Here is a 22,464-nt window from a genome sequence, read left to right as displayed (position 1 = left end):
ATAAGAAATCGAGGGAATCAGTATGAATGTTTGGCTAAAACCTGCTAGATTAGAATTTGATGTGGCGGAAGCCTTCAAGGAATTAGGAAGTATTGACTGGGGAACTAGGAACAATATTCAAAAAGGAGATATCGTTTATATTTATATGAGCGCTCCGGTTTCGAAAATCATTTTTAAAGCGCAGTGCACGGAAGAGGATATATCAAAAGATAAAATACCTGATCATAGTAAATTTTATCGCATTCCTATTGCGGATTCTGTAATAGCACATAAGGATCCCAAGAAGATCATTAGATTAAAGCCTGTCCTCAATTTAACTTCTTTGAAGGAAGAGCTCACCTATGAGCGGCTGAAGGAGGAAGGGATGGCAAGCACTCTGGTAAGGGATACAAGAAGGCTTGATAATAAACCCGGCCTGCTAGAATATATCCGCAAGGTGGAAGAAGGGTTCAAAGTCAGGGTGTTAAAGAAATCTATCTCTAAGCTGTATTCTAAAACTGAGGTCAATAGATTAATAAAAGCCAGAGTAGGGCAGGGTTATTTTAAAAGAATGCTATTAAAAAAGTCCAGTGAGTGCTGTCTATGCGGTTTACGTATAAAAGAGCTGCTAGTGGCCAGTCATATCAAGCCGTGGCGGGCCTGCAATAATGAAGAACGGTTGAATTCAAACAACGGTCTTTTGCTTTGTACTGGACACGACGCTTTATTTGATAAAGGCTTTATCAGCTTCGACACCAACGGAGGCTTGCTGCTGTCGCAAAAGCTGACTAGCAATGATCTGCATCTTCTGCATGTAGATCCATTAAAAAAGATTTTTATAAATAAAGAGCAGCAAAACTTTATGGAGTTTCACAGGCTGAACAAATTTATTAAATGATGCCGTCCAAAGCATGGAACAGTAAATCTTAAATCTAAAGGCTCTTTCCTTAAAGGCTGTTGTTTATTAATGAGTTCTGTAAGGAGAAAAAATTGTTAAATGAAGTTGTTTGGAGTGAAAGGTTTGAGACTCCTGCGGGATTTGCTGGAAGGTGAGGCCCCGCGGAAAGCGAGCAACCTGAATCGGAAATCAACCCCTTGTTCCATAGCAGCAAAGTTTACGAAAACAGCCAATCTAAAAAGAAACAATAAAAACCCCCTATGCACAAACAGGCTAACCTGCGCGCACAAGGGGGTTTCAATCTCTCTATTATTTCGTAATAGTAATCGCACCAACCGATTTATCAGTTGCTTGCTCATCTACGATTACTTTTAGGCCGTAGTGGCCGATGTTGCGGCCTGCGTCAGGCATGTAAGGGTTGTTGTAGTCTTTGCTGTCGTTGAATAGGGCGATGCCTCTTTCGCTTGGAAGCTTCAGGGTTTGGTCAGGGTAGTTAAGGTTTAGTCCTGAAGTCGGAAGGAAGTTGAATGCCGCATCTGCTAGGTGATAGCGGGTTGATGCTTCCTGTCCTGTGCTCCAAAGCAGGTTGGTGTCATCGTGGGCATCTACGACTCCGAGGAAGCCGTCGCCAGGATGTGTGCCAGTCCAGTTATCGTTATAGCTGTCATCCACGTACCATACGACTAATCCGCCGTCATAGCTCATGAGGGAGTTGCCGCGGGCAATGTCAGCAAGCCCTTTGTCTACGCCCTGATGGTTTCTCCACTCAAGAAGATAGTAGTGGTTAGTCAGTTTGTTGCCGTCCATTTTTGTGAAGCCGTTAAGTGTGAATGGAGATGATCCATTTTCGCCGCCGTCATTGATTAGTTCCTGGCCGTCAGCTGTTACTTTAATGTTATCGGCAAAGAAACCGGTTAAAGAGCTGCCCCAGTCTGTTGCACTGCGGAGACGAAGCTGGATGTTTTTGCCTGCATATGCAGAAAGATCGAAGCTTTCCGCTTGCCATCCGTTAGAATTGCCAGTGAATCCAGGCATTGAATTTAAGATAGTTGGATACCCCTCAGCAACAACATCGCTTCTTGTGTGATTATTTCCGACGGATTTCCACGTTGTTCCGCCATCCACAGAAACCTGTACAAAGGCATAATCCCATTGTTCTTCCATGTCATACCAGGCATCAAATGTCAGAGTAGCAGACTTTTTGCCTGTTAAATCAACGCTTGTCACCATGCTGTTATCCATTTCATCCTTTTGACCGCCCCAGTATTCATAGGTTCCGGCTGCAGGAGTATTAATTGGTGTTTTCTTTTGAGGCAGATTCACTTGGACAGCCTGTTGGTTTTGGCCGTTTGGTGAATTTGCCTGGTCAAGCAAGAAGGACGTGCCTTTTTTTGTAACGTCTGCTAAATCTACAACAGTTGGATTTGTCCAGTTTCCTCCCATAGTAGATTGGAAGTAAGACTTAGCCCATGGAGAGAATCCTGTTGGCTCAGCTCCTGGAATCTTTCCTGCCCATGAACCTGAAGCCATGATAGACCAGTATCCAATCGCTTCTCCAGTTCCGGTGTATTGGGTATCATACTCATCAGGCAAACCAAGGTCATGTCCAAATTCGTGGGCAAATACGCCAGTTGCCCCGTCTTCTGGCATCATCGTATAGTCATAAAAGCCTGGAGTTCCTTTTCCAATTCCATCTGGATCATATGCAACTGCTGAACGGTGAGACCAGATGGCATTATCGCCAAGTGAGCCGCCGCCTGCTTCTTGTCCCATTCCGGAATGAATAATCTGAAGGTGATCAACCAAGCCATCTGGCTCTTTTAAATTTCCGTCACCGTCCAAATCATGCGGATCTTCTAAGTCATAGTCCTGCAAGGGAACACCAGCTGCTTGTGCTGCTTTGTACGTATCTTTTACTAATTGCTTGGAGCCGCCAGGAGTTACATTATCATGGCCGCCATTTCCCTTATCTGCTCCGTAAAAAGCAGCTGTGCCTGGGACCTTCAGCCATCCATACGCTTTTCCTTCAATCGTGAAGGTTCCGCCGGATTGCTGCTCATAATACTGCTTTTGTGACACTAGATTTTCCCCATTTGGGCCTTTGACTCCATTAGCGCCAAAGATCATATCTTCATAATGCTTCGTATCGTAGTCTTTATAAAAGTTATCTGTTTCACCAGGCTGAATTTTGTTGTGGTCAAAATCGGCATACTCCACCATTAAAGTAAGGACTTTGACAGACTGTTTTGATCCTGTGTAAGGAGTTTCTTTAACAGGATCAGGATGGTTCTTACCCTTCAGGTTGGTCTTGCCTTTGTGTCCTTTGTTGTAATTCTTGAATTTGTTGCGTTTTTCGGCTTCTGCTGCTTTTGCTTTTGGTGCAAGAGGATCAGCAATCTGAACTTTATCTGCTTTGTCCTTGAATGCAATGTAGTTTTGCAGGGCTTTCTGTTTATTTGCTTCTGAGGCATTTTTGGAGATGACTCCGCGTTTGATAAGAGCGTCTATCAATTTATCATCGTTAACGATGGAAAGATCCAGCGAACTTTGGGATTGAGAGACTTGAGATTGTGCAGAGTCCTTAAGCTGGTTGGCATTTACTGGTCCCGGGGAATGCACCGGGAAGCCGGAGAAGAATGTACCGGCAAAAATGGCGGCAGTGATACTAGACTTGAAAACTCTTTTCAATGGAAAACCCCCTACTAAGTATTTGTCACAATATTATAATATTTCATAACATTTAATAGTGGTAGCAGAGTTATTCAACAAATTTCGACATAAATGAAGATACTCTCTCTTTATTTTAAGGAGATTAAAAGAGTTATTTTTGTAAATATTTAGGAAATTTTCTTTTGATTTTTCTTAATTGAGAACATGCCACGCTTGTTTTCTGGGACAAAAGTCTCTGGAGAGGCAAAAATGGTAATAATACTACGTGAATTTTGTTGATTTAAGTCGAATAAAAATAATTTATTTTTTAACATTGACTATGCCGCGAAAGTTTAGTAGATTTGTCATATAAAGTTGTTCTTTATTAAGTACAAAATGGGGTGATATATTGAACAAGAAGATTATTAAAATCATATTTTCATTGTTTATGGCAGCTGCTATCCTCTGTATCGGGTTTCTCGTTTTTGCGACTCACCAGGCCCAGGGAAATCCTGATAAAATTCCTTCATTTGGGGGCTATAAGCCATTTACTGTCCTTACTAACAGTATGCAGCCAAAGATTAGCGCAGGAGATATGATTTTCGTGAAAGAGAAGAAAGCTGCCAACATTAAAAAGGGTGACATCATCACCTTTAAAATATCAGATGGAAAGCTCATCACACACCGGGTTGTTTCAGTAACAAAGCAAGGTTTCATGACCAAAGGAGACAACAATAGCGTAAGAGATAAGTGGCTGGTTAAACCGGAGAATATCATAGGAACTGCTGCAGCGATCGTACCGAAAGCAGGGAACATCGCAAAGTTTCTTGCAAGTCCAGCCGGATTTTCCATCTTCATTATCCTTCCGCTGCTGCTCCTTGTATTGATTGAAGTGTATCAACGAATTTTAAAGGCCTTGAACAGAAAAGAAGATCCTGCTGTTACAGAGTCCTGAAATTCATTTCCTAATGGTTTCACTTAAATGCATTTATAAATACTATTTTCAGGAGGAATGGTTTCATGAAGAATATTAAAAAGGCGTTAATCGCAACATCTATGGCAGGAGCTGTATTGGTAAGTGCAGGCTACGGCACTTATTCCTGGTTCACATCTGAAACACAAGCAAGCGGAACAATTCAGGATGGCACCTTGTCTGTGAACGATGGCAAGGCAATTACGACTAAGCTGTTTGACGAAAAAAATCTAGCACCTTCTGAATTTGTATCAGGAAACTTCATCACACTTGATAATACAGGAAGCCTTGATCAGGTGCTGAAGCTTACATACTCTGCATCCGTTGATAAAGCTCCGGCAACACCTTTCAAAATCTACTACGTTGCCCTTAAATATAAGAGCAAACCAAGCGGCGATGTTTTAAAGAACTGGAAACAAGAATGGGAAAAAGGCTTCTTTAAAGGAAACCATAACCCTGCACCTTCACAAGCCAGGTCTTTAGCAGCGGCACCTGCATTGCCTGCTCTTCCTGCAGGCGTGGAAGCTGTAACAGGCGAGCTATCTTCTGCAGACGTACAGGCGGTGGCTGCAGCTGCTTCCAGAAATGCAGCAGGAGATGGCAGCAAGCAATACACAATTGGGGATAATGAGTTCTTCACTTTGAAATCTGACCAGTTTATTGATATCGCATTTGATGTAAAGCTTGATGAAAACGCAGGAAACGAGTACCAGGCTGCTACTTATTCAGCTAAACTTACTGCGGAAGCAAAACAAACAGATGATGGCGCAAAATATGCCTCTGAAATAAAGAAATAAGAATCAAAAAAAAACTGTGATGCAATTTATCACAGTTTTTTTTGCGTTGTTAAATTTTTCTTCCGATTTGCAGGTGGGAGACACGCTACTACTGTTTAAAAAACTTTTTATTTAAAAGTAAGATGGAAGTTAACGTCATTACCAATAGGCATGAGATTTGAATCTGCTGCCCCATTAATTAGAATTTCCATAGACTTGATAGCTTCAAGAGAGCTCTCTGTCTTTATTACGATTTTTCCTTTTTTTATTGTGTGTCCTAAGAATGTTCCTCCAACACGGCTTGAATAAAAGATGGCGTCGTCTATCTGTTCACCGGTATTAAGCGCAAATATTCCCTGCTCAGGGAACCAATTCGTTGTCGAAGAGGATTGATTGCTGACAGTCACGTCAAAAATGATAGCGCGGATGGCAGGCATATAAGGCTCATACTTATAAGAAGAAGAAAATGTTACTTTAGAGATGGTAAGCTTCATAGGGCCTGATGTTATGGAAATATCGGCGCTGTTTGATTTGTTTGTGTTTGATGCAGGTTTATAATCTTTTGATGTCATTTTATAAGAGTTGGTCTTTTTATCATAAGAAACCTTTCCGCCAAACAAGGAAGCCGCATTACTTAAAGAAATATACGGTTTTTTATTAATTATTTTAATTTCTGTATTCTGTTTTTTTCCATTAAAGTACAAACTTAGCTTTGGAGCAGCAGCAACGCCTATGCTAAAGGACATGAGGATTATTAGTGCTGTTAGAGCCATAAATATTCTTTTTTTCTTCAATTCTATTTCCCCCTTGTTATTTTCAACTCTATTATAATACCATAAATAGGAAAGTTTTGGTAATGGGTTTGACGTTTCAATGAATTTTAATTTGAAAATATTGTATAATAAAGTAAATGTTTCATTGATCTGGAGAATTAAATAAGAAGGAGCTGTTTTTTTATGAAGTAAGCTGACGAATCCAAGAATGAAAATTAGATACATAGATAAGGAGATTTTATTTTATGCAAAAGAAATATTTCGCACCGCTGCTGGCCTTCGTTTTGCTGATCGGATTGCTGGCCCCGTTTCCCGCCCATGCAGGCACTGCAGTTTATACCATCACACCTGACAGTAAGCCTTATGACAAGAAAATGCTGCTGTTCAAGTCATATAACAAATATACCAAACATTATTATCTGCTCCGGTCTTACCTTGAACTCCTAGAGAAAAAGGGAGGGGGAACGCTGGTCCTGAAAAAAGGCACCTATACAATTACCAATACCCTCTATGTGCCGTCTAATGTCACAATCATGATGAAGGATGGTACCAGGGTGGTTAAAGGAGTTAATACGGGCACGAAAATATTTGGCCCTTCAAAATCTCTCTTTCAGCTGATCCGACCAACAAGGGCTGCGAAGTCTGGTGTGTACGGAGGATATAATGGAGAGAAGAATATCAGCTTTATCGGTGAAGGCGATGTTAAGATGGATTTGATGTATGTGCCGGACAGCCTGGCGGTCATTATGGGGCACAACAAAAATGTGAATGTGAAAAATATCGGTTTTTATCATATGAATTCCGGCCACTTTATTGAAATGGATGCATCCCAGAATGTGAGAGTGGAGAACTGCAAATTCATAGATTCGCTTCCGTCTCTAAAGCAAAATAAAGAAGCCATCAATCTGGATACGCCGGATCATGCAACATTAGGCTGGAGCCAGAAGTGGAGTAAGTTCGATAAAACGGCAAATGATACGGTGTTTATCGAGAATAACCTGTTTCAGAATTTGGACAGGGCGGTCGGCACCCATAAATATTCGGAGGGGATGCTCCACAAGCATGTCACACTCAGCAACAATATTATAGAGGGAACCCGTCTCGATTCCATCCGGGTGATGAACTGGTCAGATGCTGTGATCGAATATAATACCATTTCCGATGTGGCAGATGGCGTAAGCAAATATCGAGGGATGCTTGTGAGCGGCGCAAGCAATCCGGTGATTCAATACAATACATTTGTCCGTGCAGGCCGGCCGATTCAATTCATTGTTCATCAAAACACTGGACCTGGCGAGGAGTATGCCGAGATATATAATGAACTTTCGGACGGAAATTATACCGCCCTGGAAACAAATATCGTCATTGATACAAAAGAAAATTTCATCCGCTATAATGCTTTCCTGAATGACTACAGTAATGAAAACACTGTGCGCATTCCATGCATTGTGGAAGAAGAATAGACTGAAAAGGCAGAGACCCTTGTGTTTCTGCCTTTTTTTCTTGTTAATCAAACGTTTGATTGAATTTTTAATTCTGCAGTTTTACAGATTCATTACTTCTATAATAGAATTAATCTATCAAAGATTTTTAGAGAATACTGGAAATCACAGACACATATTGTAGTATTGTGTATTTTTGTGAGTCAAATGCCAATTAAATAAAGGCTCTGTAATACTTGCCGGTAGATTACCTCTTCAGACGCAAGACTAGGGGGGGCATTACGAAAATCTGCTAAGATGGATAGAATAGAGTTATAAATTTTAAATCTGTGTGAATTGTATCTTTTAATGGGATGAAACAAGTTAGACGAGAAGTTCAATTTATCATCCTATAATATATAAATAAAATAATTAGATCTGTGGAGGAATCAAATTGAAGCATCGTAGAATTACTGTAGGTGCAGCCATTCTTTTTTTAAGCATTGATCTCTTATATACCATTAATTATGGTAATGATTTTTATCTGAGTAATATGATGTTTTTTTATTTGGTCAGTGTTTTTATAGCCGTTTTATATGTTTTTCCTGCATATAAATCAAAATCCAGTAGAACTTTAATTTGTGATGGTCATACCTCAAGTTATTTTACTACCCTATTTGATCAAAATCCTTCATTGATTTTTCAAATAGATTTCAAGGGGAAAATTACCTCCGTAAATCAAACGTCATTAGACATTCTGAATTATTCCAAGTCTGACCTTCTATCTAAATCATTTTTGAGCTTTTTTAATATACCGGATGATCAACACTATATTAAAGAAATCTTTCATGTGGTAAAAGAGGGAAAAGTAAATACTACTTTTTTAGCGAAAATATCTAAAAAAGACCAAAGTGACATTACTATGAAATTTACGGTAATACCACATGTCACAGGACAAAAATCTATCGAATGCTTTTTTGTTGTCGGGAATGATATAACAGAATTACTGAAACATAAAGAGAGGATAGTAAAAACTCAGATTGAGCTGAAAGAAACGATTCAAAAGCAACAAGGAATGATTTTTAAATATTTGAAAAAAGGGAATAGTTTCATTCATACACTATGCGATGGTGAATTATTGTATAAATTTGGATTAAGGCCAAAAGATGTAATCGGGAAAGATTTGTATGAATTTATGCCGAATGATCAAATTGATTCGAAACTGAAATCCTATGAAGCTGCTTGGAATGGTGATGTTGTAGTCTATGAAGGCTTAATAAATGGGATACACTATCTCACAACATTGAGTCCTGTTTTTAGAGAAGGGAAAGTAAGGGAAGTGATTTGTTCCAGCATTGATATTACCGTGCGAAAACATATGGAGGATAAACTCCGGAAAAATGAAAATTTGTATCGAACCGTACTACATACGATGTCTGAAGGGATCTTTATCATCGATGAAAATGGTATCAATACCAATTTGAATAAAAATGTAGAAAAACATCTGGGAATAAAATCTGGACAGTTTGGTGAGTCTACAGCCAGGAAAATGGGGATTGAGTTTGTAAGTGAAAACGGAACTTCCATGAAATATGACGAATTGCCAGGAATAAATACTGTGAACGATCATATTGAAAGGAAAGACGTGATTATTGGAATAAAAGAAAAGGGCTCTCTAAAAAAATGGTTTTCTGTTAATTCAAAGCCCCTGAATCTATCAGAATCCGAAAAAGGTTCTCTGGTTTCATTTCATGATATTTCTTTACAGAAAATCCAAGAATTAAAATTAAAAGAAACATACTCGTTAAATCAGAACTTAATAGATAATCTTCGTACGGGCATTTTTGTGACCGATGAGAACAGGAATACCCTGTTAGTAAATAAGGCAGTAAGAAAAATGTTAAACATACAATCAGAGGGCAATGCTATAGGAGAAAGTGCAAAAAAAATCCATTGTGATTTTTCTGAGAATAAGAATTTTTCTGATGAAATACAAGGCATAATAAATGCAGGTTTGCCTAATTCTACTTTAGTAAAATCAGACAGAGGGCACGTTTATCGACTAAATTATATTCCCGTCCTGTTAGAGGGGAAAAACAAGGTGAATTTATGGACATTTGAAGATTTTACGGAAATCAGCGAGCTTCAAATGCTAACTCAAAATGCCAAAGAAGAAGCAGAAACCGCCAATATGGCTAAGTCCGACTTTTTATCAAAAATGAGTCATGAACTGCGTACACCACTAAACGGGATTTTAGGATTTGCTCAATTATTGGAATTAGATAAAGAATTAAATGCAAAACAACAAAAATTTATTTCGGAAATCCTAACAAGCGGCAGCCATTTGTTAAGCTTGATCAATGAGGTTTTGGATCTTTCAAGAATAGAAACAGGAAGTTTAAAAGTATCAATTGAATTGGTTAATATAAAAGATATAATAAACGAATGTATTGGCATGGTCACCCCATTAGCTGAAAAGAGAAAGATAAAAATTGCTGATCTCTTAAATAACCTTGATCACTGTTTTGTAAAGGCTGATCCCATACGATTAAGGCAGGTTTTGTTAAATTTACTCGATAATGCAATTAAATACAATCATGAGAATGGGGAAATTCACATATACGGGGAAAAGGGAATGAACGATATTACGATTTTTCTCAAGGATACCGGCATTGGGATAAATTCTGATAAATTAACGGCTATCTTTGAACCTTTTTATCGTATAAAAAATAATACTAGCATTGAAGGTGCGGGAATAGGTTTATCACTGACTAAGCAGCTTGTTGAGGTCATGAATGGTGAAATTGGCGCAAGCAGTACAGCAGGACATGGAAGCATTTTTTGGTTCAGTTTACCTATTCAACAGGAACCTGAACTAGCGGATCCGGAACTCGGTCATAATGAAGAATCTTTTATTCAAAAAAGAGCAAAGAATATTTCGACTATCTTATATATTGAAGATAATCCCTCCAATATTGCATTAGTTGAAGAAATTATGGAATCGCAGCCGCATTATTCATTAATCTATGCAAAAGAAGGAGCGGAAGGGCTTACTAAAGCTAAGAATGAGAGAGTTGATCTTATCTTATTAGATATAAACCTTCCTGACATGAATGGCTATCAAGTCTTCGATGAGCTGAAAAGAAATCAACACACAAAAAACATTCCCGTCATTGCGATAAGTGCAAATGCCATCTCAATGCATATCGAAGATAGTCTAAACAAAGGTTTTCAGGATTATTTAACGAAGCCGATAAATATAAAAGATCTATTATTTAAAGTGAAAAAATTCATATGATTTTCCAGGAAGAGACCCCTAAGGTCTCTTTTTTACTTCTTTTTGAAATGTATTCAAATGTCCCTTTTTTTACCTGAACTATGGAAAACGATGTTTCTTAAGCCTTTATCCATGCTTTTCAGGTCCTTTAGCAGTTGGACACGCATATGAGGAAAAAGATATAGTTAATTTACAGTTTAATCCATTGAAAAAGAGGATGTCGAATGAGAGAAAATATAAAAACATTAATGAAGAGTAATAAAATGGAATATGTCTATCAGCCTCTCTGGAACATTATAAATTGGAAAATATATGGATATGAATCTTTGCTGCGATGTCCTGCCATCAGGAATTTTAATCCTGAAGATTTTTTCAAACGGGCACGGATGGAAGGGTGTTTATTCGAATTAGACAGTCTTTCAATTAAAAACTCAATAATAAATTTCCCCTTTTTTAATCCTAAGAATCATCCGTTACTTTTCATTAATATTTTTCCCTCGACGCTGATTCACTCTGATTTCGAATGCCTGATACTGAATTTAATGAAGGAACATCCCTATATTCATGGCAGATTGGTTTTTGAATTAAATGAAACCAGCGATGAAAATTATATATGGAAAACTCCAAAATTGAAAAAAGGGATATCCCTATTAAAAGACCAAGGATTTTATGTGGCATTAGATGATGTTGGACAAGGTGAAGGATCACTGCAAAATATTATAGAAATGAAGCCCAATTACATTAAATTGGATAAATATTTTTCTGAAGAATTAGCGATATGCAAAGAAAAACAAGCTTTTATTTCTTTTTTTGTAGACTACTGCAATTCAGAAACAATACTAATCTTAGAAGGTGTAGAAAAGGAAATTGATTTAGCACAGGCAAAATACTTAAAAGTTCCGATTGTCCAAGGATACTTATTGGGGAAACCTGAACAATTAACGTTAATATCGCCAATGATTAAATGAACTGGACATATCCTAATTGGATTAAATACAAACATTGTAAAGCGAAAAATATAATGGCGGAGGAAAAGTAATGACAGTTGACGTAACACAAGGTTTATTGGAAGAGAATATAAAATCCATCTTAAAACTGATTGGAGAAAACCCTTCACGAGAAGGACTGATTGATACTCCAAAACGTGTGGCAAAAATGTTTAAAGAAGTATTTGCGGGTGTAGGTGTAGATCCTGAAACAGCACTAACAACCACCTTCGAAGAAGCTTATGAAGGCTTGGTGGTTGTAAAAGATATATCTTATTACACTTTTTGTGAGCATCATCTCATACCCTTTTTCGGTAAAGCCCATATCGGATATATTCCGAACGGTCGGGTAGTCGGTTTAAGTAAATTTGCCAGATTAATAGAGCTTGCATCTCAACGGCCGCAAGTCCAGGAAAGAATGACACAGCAAATTGCGGATGCTGTCATGAATGTTCTGAATCCAGCGGGCACAATTGTCAGCATCGAAGGACAACATCTGTGTATGTGTGCAAGAGGCGTGAAAAAACCCGGCAGTTCCACGATCACTACGATAAAAAAAGGCGTTTTTAAACATGATGTTTCATTGACAGAAGAATTCGAGCGTGCCCTTTTACGGAAATAAGGAGGAATTTTTAATGCTTTACCTCTCACGGAAACTATATTTTTCAGCTGCACATTTTTACAAGGTCGCCGATTGGACGGAAGAAGAAAATCAAAAAGCCTTTGGTCCATGCAGTCATTCTAACGGCCATGGCCATGACTATGCTTTAGAGGTCATGGTTAAAGGGAAATTAAAACAGGATTCTGGAATCGTCGTAAACATAACTGATATTGATCAAGTGGTAAAAGCATTTGTCCATTCAAATTTGGACGGAAAATTTTTAAATAAAGAGAATGGATATTTTGCAAAGAATATTCCCACCACGGAAAATATCATCACGTATCTATGGAATGCTTTTGAGGGAATGATGGAAAATTGCACCCTTCATAAAATCCGTCTGCGTGAAAATGATTTTTTGTATGCAGAAAAGGAGGACTCTTCAATGGTTCGATTAACAAGAAAATACCATTTTAGCACAGCTCATCGTTTACATAGCAGCCAACTGACGGCGGAAGAGAACACTGCGATTTTTGGAAAGTGCAATAATCAATTTGGGCATGGCCATAATTATTATTTAGAGGTTACTGTGCAAGGCAAGGTGGATCCAGTAACGGGAATGATTGCAAATATCGGAGATATGGATAGAATAATCGATCAGATGGTGCTTCAAAAATTTGATCACAAACATTTAAATTTAGATACCCAAGAGTTTGCGGATTTAAACCCTACTTCGGAAAACGTTGCCATAGTGACTTGGAACTTGCTATCCGATGAACTTCCGAATCTTTTTAAAATAGGATTATATGAAACAGAGAAAAACTATTTTGAATATTTCGGACCCGACGGGGAGTAAAAAATGGACAAACATAATTTGAATGGTAAAACAATTGCAATAACTGGATCCAGTAAAGGCATAGGCAAGGAAACAGCTTCGCTGCTAAAAGAAAGAGGAGCCAATCTTGTTTTGGGAAGCCGAGGCAATACAACTAAAATGACGGATCACATTCTAGAATTGCATTTGGATGTCCAAAATGAACAGTCAGTAAAATCGTTTTATGAACAAGCCATACAGAAATTTGGAAAGGTCGATGTCTTAATTAACAGCGCAGGCGTCGGATTGTTTGACAGTATTTTAGATTCTTCGACAGATGATTTTGATCAAATGATCTCCGTTAATTTGCGCGGGACATACCTTACCTGCAAATATTTTGGTAAGCATATGGAAAAAATGGGGAAGGGGCATATTTTTAATTTAGTCTCTATTGCTGGAACGACCCCCTTGCCAGGCTGTGGAGGATACTCTGCTTCTAAGTCCGGTGTATTAGGATTGACAAAGGTCTTGCAAGTTGAACTTAGAAAAAAAGGGATACAGGTCACTTCTGTTATTCCTGGCGCAGTCAGCAGCAGCTTTTGGGATAACATTGAACCTAAACCTGATCTATCCAGTATGATACCGGTAGAATCAGTATCCAATCATTTACTTTATTTAATTACTCAAGATTCCGGTGCATATATAGATGAAATAACGATTATGCCGCCTTTAGGAATCTTATAGGGGGTTTAAAATTGAGACGACTTTTTGATAAGGTTTTTAGCGATCATTCACAAAAGCATCTCAAAACTCCGTCTCTTCCTTCTGATATTGACTATACAGATCTCGATTTTAGAACCAAAAGAGGGTATATTGCAAAAAAACTCTGTCAATATGCAGATTTTGATTCAATAGACGAAGATTTATTATTTTATTCTTCTTTATCCACGCCTTCTTTTATTAATTCGAACCATTTGGGTAAAAGTGAACTTATTCTATTTTTAAGTGAGAAGATGCTAATCTGGAGCGGGCAAACAAAAGATTTATCAGCGGAAATTAAAAACTACCCGATAAGTCCGGATATTCAAAATGCCATGCTGAAGGTGTATGCATTATACAAAACTGAATTATTTACTTGTTCGGATAAACCGATTCAGCAGGAATTTACAAGCACCCGTGTGGAATCATCGGAGGGAAAATGGGGAATTTACCGTGATGTCATATATGCCGTAACTCAAGAAAAATTTTTGCTCATTGAGAAAGAACAAGTTCTTGTTTACAAACAAGGAACTGAAATTTGCGGGGGAACCATAAAGAGCCGCTTCGACGTACCTAAATGTCGCAATATTGCAAAAGATTACCTTGAGCTGGAGGGTATAAAAAAGTCCAGCATTATGAGTTTGCTGCTGGTTCTTTCTGAAGCAATTACCAATACAGTAAAGCATGCTGAAGAGGGAAAAATGACCCTTGTTAAAGATGAAAAAAATCAAGAGATTAGAATAGTAGTAGAAGATAATGGGCCAGGATTCGATTTAGAATTATTGCCGAAAATGACCCTTTTAGCGGGATACTCTACGAAAAAATCTTTGGGACAGGGCTTTACCCTCATGATGAAAATGTCCAAACGTGTTTCACTATATACCTCTCCCGAGGGTTCCATTATCATTTTACATTTTGACATGAGTATAGAAAAGGAAGTTCAATAATATGCCACAGAAGAACACATTTTCGACAATTGATAAAACCCTTTTAACAGCGGGGCTAATGGATGGTTTTTGGGACAGATGGCTAGTACATGGTGTAGAGAAGGAAGACCTCGAGAGAATACGCTCATCACGTTTTACTAAAGACAAATGGTTAAATGGCTGGAATGAACTAGCTAATAAAAAAATAATAGAAGCTTCTAAGTACAAACAAATGAAAGAATTTAATGAAGCGGAATTAAAATTTCAAACCGCAGGCTTATATTTTCAATTAAATCAATGGCTGATTCCGGAGAGAAACAAGGAGAAGGCCCATTGGACAAATGTTAGTTTAAGGGCTTTTGAAATTGCCGACTCTGTATCTGGATATGAAACAACATACGCCCACCTTCCATTAGATATGTATCAATGCTATGGAAGAATTCGTTATCCGAAAAATCCAGTCGGTGTTGTAATCATCATTAATCCCTTGGATTCTTCAAAGGAAGAACTTTTTACTTATGAAGTGGATTTTTTGAAAAGAGATTTCATTACAGTCAGCTTCGACGGGCCTGGTCAAGGCCAAACCTTTATTTCCAGTGGCTTGAGAGGCTCCATAAAAAGCTGGGAAACATTTATGGATGATTTAATCGATTTTACCTATTCGCAATTTTCATTTTTACCTATACATTTATTCGGAACCAGTTCGGGCGCTGCTTGGGCTGTTTATGGAAGCTGTAACCCTAAAATTTCTAAAGTGGTAGGGGTTTCTCCAGCTTTCAAAAATGAAGAAATCCGGTTGCCGGACTATTTTATGGAAAGAACATCATTTATTTTAGAAGAGCCGAGTATGCTTCCGTCTTATGAAAGAATGGATTTTATAAATCCTGTTTTACTGGTTCATGGCAAAAAAGATGTGATGGTGTCGGATGAGAACATTTACAGTCTGTATGAACAGCTCCCAGATGGAAAATCATTACTCGAATTCGAACATGAAGGACATTGCTGTAATTATAAACTTCAGGAAATCCGTGAGTTAGCAGCCAAATGGTTTAAGGAGGGAACAATAAATAATGACATTTGATGATTTTCGAGAGTTAATTTCTAAGAATACAAATATACCTTTGACAGAAATTCATGAAAAAGCAGTTTTTAAAGATGATTTGGAAATCGATTCTCTTCAAATGGTGAATCTGATTCTTGACCTATCTGCAACGTATGGAGTCGAGCTAAGCAGGATTACAGGCAAGGGTGCTATAGATACGGTTGGGAATTTGTTTTTTACGCTAACGGAGGAGCCGGAAAATGAAAACATTTTATGATTTGATTTTCGATGAGAATAAAAACTGGGATAAAGAAATACTCTTCACGAATGTAAACGGGTATTCACTCCGCGATATTCATTCTAAAGTAGAAGAATATACCCATATTTTACAGTCGAATGGCGGGATAAAAGGTAAAAAAGTTGCGGTACTAATACCGGATTTGCCTGTTTATTTCGCCCTTTTAATAGCCATTAATCGATTAGGAGGCACCTGTGTTCCATTAAGCCATCAATTTAGGAATGAAGATTTATCAAAGGTGCTAAACCTTACAAGACCGCATATCATTTTTACGGTTAAAAAGCATTACCGAACCTCCTTCTTTGATATGATAAAAGATTGGGCACAGGCAAAATTTATCCAGACCAAAATCTATGCCCACGAGAATAATAGATTTGAAAGTCATATCATTCAAGGCTATACAATGGATGAAACATCTAAAGGAATAGATTTCATCGCTTGCACTTCAGGCAGTACTGGATTGCCAAAAGGGGTCATGCTGCAGGCAAGCTCACTTGATGAATGGACAAAAATACTTGAATCTGAGCTGGAATTAACAAAAATAGACAGATTGTTTATGACAATACCATATACAGCGCCTTATGGAATCAGCTGGTTATTGACCTGCTTTAAAAATGAGATAGCAATGGTTATTCCTGAAAGCTTTGATATGCCGCTGGTAATGAAATTATTAGAAGAAAATCCCTGCAATAAAATCATCACTACTCCTTCAATCTTTAAAGGAATTTACATATTTGCAAAAAGTGTGAAACCTAATATTTTACATGACTTACAGCTATGCATTTTAGGCGGAGAACCCATCAATGAAGAATTCATGTCAGTAGTCAAGGATTTCAACAATTGCAGATTGCTTAATGCATATGGGATATCAGAGCAGGGATTGCTGGCTTTTACCAATGACTTAAAAAGCGAAGCAGTAAAATGGTCTTTTTGCAAAAACGTGCAGTTTAAAATGAATGCAGTTTCAAGTGATGGAATTGGAGAGCTAATGATAAAAACACCTTATGGATTCGATGGATATTATCAGGACGAGGAATTGACCAGTGAGGCTTTTACTGGTGACGGTTGGTTTTTTACCGGTGACTTAGTACGGACGAACGATCAAGGTGCATTAGAAATGGTCGGAAGGAAAAAACAAATGATAAAAAAAGGGGGAGTCCAAGTAATCCCTGCCGAGATAGAACAAATCTTAATTCAGTACCCTCCAATTCTCCAATCCGCTGTTATAGGAATCCCCCATAAAGTATATGGAGAAGAAATCATTGCCTTTATCGTTTCCGATAATGACATATCTTTAGATTCACTCTTCTCTTTCTTGAGGTCAAGGATTGCCGGGTTTAAAGTGCCTGGACGAATTATTAAAATAAAAGAGATGCCTATTATTCAAGGAAAAATGGATAAAATGGCATTAAAAAAATTGGCCGTTTCTTAATTGGGGGAACTATCATTGAAGATCAAATCAAATTCATTAAGAATTCAGTTTTTAACCAGATTAGTTATTGTCCTGCTAGTCATTATTATGATTTCCAGTTTAGTGCAGCTGTATTTTATCAAAAGCCAAATTACTGAAAATGTCAATAACAAGGCATCCGTTATTTCCCAAAGCATTGAACTGGGTATGGCTGAAACCAACCTGGCTTCACAATCCATTGAACACCAGATAGACTTGCGTTTGGAAAATTACGGAAATTTAATTGCTGAAAAACTAAATAATCAGTCCTCGAGCGAGATATCCAATCAAGAATTGATCAATATAAAAAAAGAGCTTGGGATATCTGGAATAACCTTATTCGCAAAAAAAGGAAATGACATCGTAGGTGTCAAATCCACTGAGCATTCAGAAATAGGATTCAGCTTTAAAAAAATCGGCTATAACGATGGATTTAAGGCGCTTGATAGCCTTTATAAAAACAAAAGGCTACCTTCTGAGGCGACTTATTCAGCAAAAAATATGTTTGCACTGCCCATTTCACAATCAGGATCCCAAAGTAACCCTAGGTATTATAAATATGCTTATTTGATTAAACCTGGAAGGGACTACATAATAAATCCCTATATCGAGGCGAATGAAATTTACCATTTCACCAAAGAAGTAGGACCTGAATCCTGGATTGATAAAATTAAAGAAAAAAATACTTTTATCAAAGAAATCGGTGTTTTAAATCCGAGTGTATTTGAAAATCCGAAACTAGAGACAAAACTCTTCCCGCCTATAAAGAAGGTCGTCTATGGGGAGTATACCTATAAAGATAAAAGAGATAAACAGCTATTGGCGGAAATCATAAAAAATAAGTCAATAGATAAACATTATATAAATAGTTATGATGGCGACAAAGTTTACAAGCTGTTTTTGCCTGCCAAAGATGGAAAAGTAGTATATGTAGCCTTGGATTATAAAATGTTGAGCGGTCCGCTCTATCGCCATTCCATCATATTAATTGTGACGGGGCTTGTATCATTAATGGCGCTGTTTTTATTAACCGCTCGATTCTTCAATGTAGTATATGGAAGGATATCAGCTATAAAAATCCAAATTGGACAGCTTGAAAAAGGAGACTTAACGGCAAAAAGTACTTTTAACGATAAAAGCGAGTTAGGAAATCTTTCTGAAAGTGTCAATAAGATGGCATCCTATTTCAATAAAACGGTTAGCGCTACAAGAGAACAAGCTGCCAAAACACAGCAGCTCTCTTTAATATTAGAAGCAGAAGCATCCCAATCCGTTACAAAAATGTATGAGATATCAACAGAGGCTACACTTAAATCAAGGGATCAGCATGGTGAGATTGTAGAGTTATTAAATAAACTTATAGAGTTTATACAAACACAACCCCAATACAGTGATGCCACTGCCATTATAAAACAAATAGAAGAAATGAAAAAAATTGCAAATGACCGTACATCTGCCACAACTGATTTTACAATTACTTTATCTGATTTACTTCAATCCTTATACCTGCAATCCAGTGAGTTGTCAAATATCGCTAATATCATGCTTGAATCTATGAGGAAATTTAAACTTTGAGGAGATTTCTATGTCGTTAACAGTGAATAAAGAAATTTTTCAAACCACAGTGATTTTAAAAATTATTGGAATTTTAGATATATCCACTATAAATGGAATTCTGCCTTTTTTAGAATTAGAAAATGAAGTTGAAAAATTAATTTTTGATTTTTCTGATTTGGAATTTATTGATTCTACAGGAATTGGCATCATTATAGAAGCAATTTATCAATCTCAAGAAGTAAACTTTACAATTGAATTAAAGGGTCTTGATGAAGAAACACGTGAAATCTTTGAAACAGTGGGTGTTTTTAAAATACTAGAGGCCATTCAAAGGGAGGTTTATTGATGTTCTTAGATAGTTTATCCTTTTTGCATCAAGAACCAGAGAGAAAAAGTCAAAGTGATGAAGAACCCACAATTATGGACAAAACTCTGCAGAGGGAAATTAATTTAGCCAGAAATATTCAAACAAAGTTGCTTAACGGGCCAACACCAAAAGTAGGGGGGGGAGAGGTTACCGGCACGTCCCTTCCAGCCCGGTTAATAGGCGGAGATTATTATGACTTTTATCCATTAGTAAATGGGAAACTTCGAATAGTGATCGGTGATGTGATGGGAAAGGGGATTCCAGCAGCGATGCTCATGATATTGACACGTGGTGCATTCCGCAGTGCGGCAGAAAGTACACAAGGTCCAGGAGATACCTTAACTGCCATGAACAGAGCTCTCTACAACGATTTACGTTCCCTAAAGTCATTCGTGACTTTATTTTGTGCTGATTGGGATCCTAGTACCAAGACATTGACTTATGCCAGTGCAGGGCATTGTATGCCCCTTCATATTTCCGGTGAGAAAGAGGCAATCAAGGAACTTCCCCGTGTATCAGGTATTATGGTTGGCGGGCTTATCAATCAAGTCTACCAGGAGAAGTCTATACAATTAGAGGATAAGGACATTGTTTTCTTTTACACGGATGGCATTATAGAAGCCGTTAATAAAAAAAAGGAACAATTTAAGCTTCACAGACTCATTGAAACCTTGAATATTAATTTTACCAAAGGAGTAGATGAGCTTGGAAGTGCGGTGATAGACGCTATTAATGCGTTTACGGAAGGTACAGCGCAGAAGGATGATATTACGATGGTTATACTGAAGATTCAAAAAGATAAAAGCGATGTATCCAGTTATAATTCTCCGGTCATGAATATAGAGGAGTAGATGCAAATGGCTCAAATGATACTATCAAAAGGGAAGAGTGTGAGTGAAGCTATTGAGGGCGGCTTATCCATTTTGGGGGTAGGGAAGGAATCCGTAACAATAGAGGTGATACAGCAAGAAGCCAAAGGTCTTTTTCGGATAAAGCCGGCAGTAGTAAAGCTCACAGTGAATAGCGGGGCTGCCGCTAAGGAACAAGACCCCTTACCGTCTGTCGAAACTATTGAGAGCCTCATAGAAAATATTGATGTCGAATCAAATATAGCCGAAAGAAAAATGAAGAATGATCCAGAGTATTCTTCATTTGTAAATCCGGATCTTGACGGAAAAGCTTGGGTGAAAGATGGGAAGATTCATAGCCAGCCCTGTGATCTAATGTATCCTACTATTTCCGTTGGTAAAGGAGTCACTCTTTTTAAGAATAAAGAGAAAATTAATGGAACCACTGTTGTCTCCAGGGAAGACAGATTTGACATTCAAGTGATGGAAGATAAAAGTGAAACGAAATGGAATGTAACGATTGATAAAAGTAAAGTGCATGCAATCTTACATATTGAACCGGGGAGGATTATCCACCGTAAAGTGAAGGATTTAATGCCTGATGTTCATATTGAATTGCAGGTTGAGGAACATTACGTCATTCAAAATGATTTAGGATACAAAGATATCCTGGAAAAATTAGAATCATTAAACATCACTCAGGGGTTAAATCATCAAGAAATTATGTCAGCTGTAAACACGAAAGAAACGGCAGACTTTGTTATTGCAAGCGGGGTAAAGCCTCAGAAAGGGAAAAATGGTTTTCTTCAAATAGTGGCTGATGTGAAAGGGAAAGATAATGGACCGGCGGTAAGACCTGATGGAACGATAGACTTTAGAGAAATGAAGTTTTTTCCTACAATCAACCAGGGTCAGGTGATTGGCATTATAGTCCCTCCGGTTCCCGGCATTCCTGGAAGGACAGTAACACATGAGCTCATTCCTGCCAAAGAAGTTTATCCTATACTGATACAGCCTGGCAAAGGTATAGCCTTAATTGAAAACTCTACTAAAATTGTAGCTACAGAGACTGGCAGGCCAATCATCGAGAAAAATGGGAATCTAACTAAGGTCTCCATTTTACAAAAATTAATTCATACAGGCGATGTTGATATGTCGACAGGAAATATTCGTTTCAAAGGCGATATCGATATATTCGGTAACGTTCAAGAAAACATGCATGTGGAAGCTGATGGTCATGTAATGATCGCTAAGAACACCAATTTGGCGACCGTCATTTCAAAATCCTCAATAGTTATCCATCAAAATTCCATCAGCAGTTTCTTATCTTCCGGCCATAATAATTATCTCCTATCCGAATTAATGCATACTTTGGATTTAATTCAAATTCAAGTAGAAAAATTTCTTTTATCAATTGAGCAATTATTGAAAGAGCCTGCATTTAAATTAACGGATTATCAACAAAAAGGATTGCATCCTTTGATTAAACTGCTGTCAGAAATTAAATTCAGGAATTTACCTAATTTAATAACTCAATACATTGAGTTTTGTGAGCGTGAAAAACAGATGTTACAGTCCGAATTTTTAAACCTAGCAGAACAGCTTCGTTTAAGTTTTCTTTCTTCTGTACCAAATCAATGGCATACAAGCGAACAACTGAAGCAGTTATATAAGACCATTCACGAATTGATGAATAAAAATCGCTCTTATAATGATGAAGACTGTTCGATTGACTTGAAATATGCGTTAAATAGTTCGATATATTGCAGCGGGAATGTAACAATCAAAGGACAGGGCTGTTATAATACTAAAATACATTCTGGGGGTGAGCTTAGAGTAAATGGAGTGCTTCGAGGAGGGGAAGTATACGCCAGATTGGGGGCATACATAAAGGAGTCAGGTTCAGAAGGGGGTATCATGACCCATATTGCTGTGCCCATCGACAAGAAAATCAAGATCGAATCTGCAAGAGAAGGAACCATCATCCAATTCGGAAATATAAAAAAGAGATTAAATGAACATATAAAAAATATGGAGGCCAGCCTGGATAGCAACGGCAGAATTATTTATTAA

The 22,464-nt window shown here is 37.7% G+C and carries 19 protein-coding genes; 17 read left to right on the top strand and 2 right to left on the bottom strand.

The features are described 5' to 3' along the window. Window positions 1–22: 22 nt before the first annotated feature. Window positions 23–877 carry an HNH endonuclease gene (locus ACN6MY_RS00480; RefSeq protein WP_419882343.1) on the top strand — a complete coding sequence of 285 codons (855 nt, stop codon included), beginning with the start codon at window positions 23–25 and terminating at the stop codon, window positions 875–877. 309 nt (window positions 878–1,186) lie between these two features. Here ACN6MY_RS00480 and ACN6MY_RS00475 read toward each other — a convergent pair whose 3' ends face one another. Then, window positions 1,187–3,565, bottom strand: a complete 2,379-nt coding sequence (locus ACN6MY_RS00475) for an immune inhibitor A domain-containing protein (RefSeq protein ID WP_419882342.1) — start codon at window positions 3,563–3,565, stop codon at window positions 1,187–1,189. Window positions 3,566–3,935: 370 nt separating this feature from the next. Between ACN6MY_RS00475 and ACN6MY_RS00470 the strand changes: the two genes are divergently transcribed. Continuing rightward, a complete protein-coding gene (locus tag ACN6MY_RS00470; protein WP_419882341.1) occupies window positions 3,936–4,481 on the top strand; it encodes a signal peptidase I in 546 nt (181 codons plus the stop codon). A 65-nt stretch (window positions 4,482–4,546) separates the two neighbouring features. Next, complete coding sequence (locus ACN6MY_RS00465; protein ID WP_419882340.1) at window positions 4,547–5,296, top strand: TasA family protein; 750 nt, start codon at window positions 4,547–4,549, stop codon at window positions 5,294–5,296. 107 nt (window positions 5,297–5,403) lie between these two features. On the opposite strand, the gene ACN6MY_RS00460 is transcribed toward ACN6MY_RS00465, so the two are convergent. Continuing rightward, complete coding sequence (locus ACN6MY_RS00460) at window positions 5,404–6,069, bottom strand: hypothetical protein (RefSeq protein ID WP_419882339.1); 666 nt, start codon at window positions 6,067–6,069, stop codon at window positions 5,404–5,406. A 224-nt stretch (window positions 6,070–6,293) separates the two neighbouring features. Between ACN6MY_RS00460 and ACN6MY_RS00455 the strand changes: the two genes are divergently transcribed. From ACN6MY_RS00455 to ACN6MY_RS00390, 14 genes are all read left to right on the top strand, one after another. Continuing rightward, on the top strand, window positions 6,294–7,511 hold the full coding sequence (locus ACN6MY_RS00455) for a right-handed parallel beta-helix repeat-containing protein (RefSeq protein ID WP_419882338.1): 1,218 nt from the start codon (window positions 6,294–6,296) through the stop codon (window positions 7,509–7,511). Between the two features lie 412 nt (window positions 7,512–7,923). Then, on the top strand, window positions 7,924–10,767 hold the full coding sequence (locus tag ACN6MY_RS00450; protein WP_419882337.1) for a PAS domain S-box protein: 2,844 nt from the start codon (window positions 7,924–7,926) through the stop codon (window positions 10,765–10,767). 203 nt (window positions 10,768–10,970) lie between these two features. Continuing rightward, complete coding sequence (locus tag ACN6MY_RS00445) at window positions 10,971–11,714, top strand: EAL domain-containing protein (RefSeq protein ID WP_419882336.1); 744 nt, start codon at window positions 10,971–10,973, stop codon at window positions 11,712–11,714. A gap of 70 nt (window positions 11,715–11,784) precedes the next feature. Continuing rightward, complete coding sequence (folE, locus tag ACN6MY_RS00440; protein WP_071352353.1) at window positions 11,785–12,354, top strand: GTP cyclohydrolase I FolE; 570 nt, start codon at window positions 11,785–11,787, stop codon at window positions 12,352–12,354. A gap of 13 nt (window positions 12,355–12,367) precedes the next feature. Then, on the top strand, window positions 12,368–13,186 hold the full coding sequence (locus tag ACN6MY_RS00435; RefSeq protein WP_419882335.1) for a 6-carboxytetrahydropterin synthase: 819 nt from the start codon (window positions 12,368–12,370) through the stop codon (window positions 13,184–13,186). Window positions 13,187–13,189: 3 nt separating this feature from the next. Beyond that, window positions 13,190–13,888, top strand: a complete 699-nt coding sequence (locus ACN6MY_RS00430; RefSeq protein ID WP_419882334.1) for an SDR family oxidoreductase — start codon at window positions 13,190–13,192, stop codon at window positions 13,886–13,888. A gap of 11 nt (window positions 13,889–13,899) precedes the next feature. Next, window positions 13,900–14,850, top strand: a complete 951-nt coding sequence (locus tag ACN6MY_RS00425) for an ATP-binding protein (protein ID WP_419882333.1) — start codon at window positions 13,900–13,902, stop codon at window positions 14,848–14,850. Window position 14,851: 1 nt separating this feature from the next. After that, window positions 14,852–15,910, top strand: a complete 1,059-nt coding sequence (locus tag ACN6MY_RS00420; RefSeq protein ID WP_419882332.1) for an alpha/beta hydrolase — start codon at window positions 14,852–14,854, stop codon at window positions 15,908–15,910. Beyond that, window positions 15,900–16,148, top strand: coding sequence for an acyl carrier protein (locus tag ACN6MY_RS00415; RefSeq protein ID WP_419882331.1), 249 nt, complete (start codon window positions 15,900–15,902; stop codon window positions 16,146–16,148). Before ACN6MY_RS00420 ends, ACN6MY_RS00415 begins: the two co-directional genes overlap by 11 nt. Next, window positions 16,132–17,601: a class I adenylate-forming enzyme family protein gene (locus ACN6MY_RS00410; protein ID WP_419882330.1), complete on the top strand. Its 1,470-nt coding sequence runs from the start codon at window positions 16,132–16,134 to the stop codon at window positions 17,599–17,601. The genes ACN6MY_RS00415 and ACN6MY_RS00410 overlap by 17 nt, the downstream gene beginning before the upstream one ends. A gap of 15 nt (window positions 17,602–17,616) precedes the next feature. Next, a complete protein-coding gene (locus ACN6MY_RS00405) occupies window positions 17,617–19,194 on the top strand; it encodes a methyl-accepting chemotaxis protein (RefSeq protein ID WP_419882329.1) in 1,578 nt (525 codons plus the stop codon). Window positions 19,195–19,204: 10 nt separating this feature from the next. Continuing rightward, window positions 19,205–19,522, top strand: coding sequence for an STAS domain-containing protein (locus tag ACN6MY_RS00400; RefSeq protein ID WP_419882328.1), 318 nt, complete (start codon window positions 19,205–19,207; stop codon window positions 19,520–19,522). Beyond that, on the top strand, window positions 19,522–20,394 hold the full coding sequence (locus ACN6MY_RS00395) for a PP2C family protein-serine/threonine phosphatase (RefSeq protein ID WP_419882327.1): 873 nt from the start codon (window positions 19,522–19,524) through the stop codon (window positions 20,392–20,394). Before ACN6MY_RS00400 ends, ACN6MY_RS00395 begins: the two co-directional genes overlap by 1 nt. Then, a complete protein-coding gene (locus tag ACN6MY_RS00390) occupies window positions 20,395–22,464 on the top strand; it encodes a flagellar assembly protein A (protein ID WP_419882326.1) in 2,070 nt (689 codons plus the stop codon).

The sequence above is a fragment of the Peribacillus sp. B-H-3 genome, from assembly GCF_048572925.1.
Lineage (GTDB): Bacteria > Bacillota > Bacilli > Bacillales > DSM-1321 > Peribacillus.
The sequence above is the reverse complement of the archived record's forward strand: the minus strand, read 5'-3'. Positions and strand labels throughout refer to the sequence as shown.

Excerpts from the sequence above, each read along its gene's own strand:
- ACN6MY_RS00480 (WP_419882343.1), top strand. The coding sequence starts at position 23 with ATGAATGTTTGGCTAAAACCTGCTAGATTAGAATTTGATGTGGCGGAA.
- ACN6MY_RS00395 (WP_419882327.1), top strand. The coding sequence starts at position 19,522 with ATGTTCTTAGATAGTTTATCCTTTTTGCATCAAGAACCAGAGAGAAAA.
- ACN6MY_RS00445 (WP_419882336.1), top strand. The coding sequence starts at position 10,971 with ATGAGAGAAAATATAAAAACATTAATGAAGAGTAATAAAATGGAATAT.
- ACN6MY_RS00415 (WP_419882331.1), top strand. The coding sequence starts at position 15,900 with ATGACATTTGATGATTTTCGAGAGTTAATTTCTAAGAATACAAATATA.
- folE (WP_071352353.1), top strand. The coding sequence starts at position 11,785 with ATGACAGTTGACGTAACACAAGGTTTATTGGAAGAGAATATAAAATCC.
- ACN6MY_RS00430 (WP_419882334.1), top strand. The coding sequence starts at position 13,190 with ATGGACAAACATAATTTGAATGGTAAAACAATTGCAATAACTGGATCC.
- ACN6MY_RS00400 (WP_419882328.1), top strand. The coding sequence starts at position 19,205 with ATGTCGTTAACAGTGAATAAAGAAATTTTTCAAACCACAGTGATTTTA.
- ACN6MY_RS00465 (WP_419882340.1), top strand. The coding sequence starts at position 4,547 with ATGAAGAATATTAAAAAGGCGTTAATCGCAACATCTATGGCAGGAGCT.
- ACN6MY_RS00410 (WP_419882330.1), top strand. The coding sequence starts at position 16,132 with ATGAAAACATTTTATGATTTGATTTTCGATGAGAATAAAAACTGGGAT.
- ACN6MY_RS00420 (WP_419882332.1), top strand. The coding sequence starts at position 14,852 with ATGCCACAGAAGAACACATTTTCGACAATTGATAAAACCCTTTTAACA.
- ACN6MY_RS00455 (WP_419882338.1), top strand. The coding sequence starts at position 6,294 with ATGCAAAAGAAATATTTCGCACCGCTGCTGGCCTTCGTTTTGCTGATC.
- ACN6MY_RS00435 (WP_419882335.1), top strand. The coding sequence starts at position 12,368 with ATGCTTTACCTCTCACGGAAACTATATTTTTCAGCTGCACATTTTTAC.
- ACN6MY_RS00390 (WP_419882326.1), top strand. The coding sequence starts at position 20,395 with ATGCAAATGGCTCAAATGATACTATCAAAAGGGAAGAGTGTGAGTGAA.